A 920-nucleotide genomic window follows, 5' to 3' on the forward strand; every position below is an offset into this window, starting at 1 on the left:
TGAAGCCATAACCCAGATCGTACTGACGGGCGGCTTCATTGAGCTGGTCGTACTTGATCTTGTTGTCGGTGAACATATCCGCCGCGACCTTGTAGACACTGGCCGCACTGCTCAGGCCATCGGTGGCAGTCTTGGCAGTATCCAGTCCCAGCTCCGCCACATCCAGGTTGCGGTTCCAGCTTTCCTCTCTGGCGGTGTCGCGCACCTGATTCTGAATGGCCGAGAGTCCCGCCGCCTTGTGCAGGGCATTGCTGGTACCAAAACCCGCAAACCGTGCCGAATTGGGATTCACGCCCATCCGGCGCATATCCCGTTCGTACTCCGACTGTTGCAGGTCCGCATTGGCCTGATAGTCGCTGGTCGCCTCCCCCAACCGGCTCTCCAACTGGGCATCCGATACCGTGGCGTTGTCGCCCAGGTACTGGAAGTTGGGCTGGTAGTTGTCAAACACATCAAACAGCTTGTCGCCATACTCCTTTAGCTGGTCTGCCACATCGGTGGCCGCGTCGATATTGAGCTGGTAACGCTGCTCGCTGTCGTCGTAGGCGTAGCGGGGTGTGATCTCCGGCAACCCGTAACCGTTGCTGCTGTTCCGATGGTTGTTACTGCTTCCCAGTGAAAAGGTATTGAAGTTCCCCATCTGGTCCAGGCTTTTCTGGTAGGCGCTGTTGCCGGTCAGGCCGTAGCTCATGCCTGAGTCCGGTATTCCCCGACGGGTCATACCCTGTGATCGTGTCATGCCCATGGTGAGTCTCCTGTTTATTAGCCCGTGGCCGTTTATTCGCCGGTGGCCGTCCAGTGGATAATGGCGTCGGATACGCTGACATCGGTGGCACCGAGGTCATAAGCGGTGGTGTCCCAGTAGAAATTGTTAAGCGGGGTATCACTCACCGGTTGCGCCCGTTGGTAATAGATGGTGG

1 protein-coding gene is annotated in these 920 nt (G+C 57.7%); it reads right to left on the reverse strand.

Annotation, left to right across the window (positions count from 1 at the left end; translation table 11 throughout):
- Positions 1–745: hypothetical protein (locus AK963_RS29675; protein ID WP_139117801.1), on the reverse strand; the 745-nt coding region annotated here is incomplete at its 3' end.
- Positions 746–920 lie beyond the last annotated feature (175 nt).

Origin of the sequence: Endozoicomonas atrinae (assembly GCF_001647025.1) — a bacterium.
GTDB classification, from domain to species: Bacteria; Pseudomonadota; Gammaproteobacteria; order Pseudomonadales; family Endozoicomonadaceae; genus Endozoicomonas; species Endozoicomonas atrinae.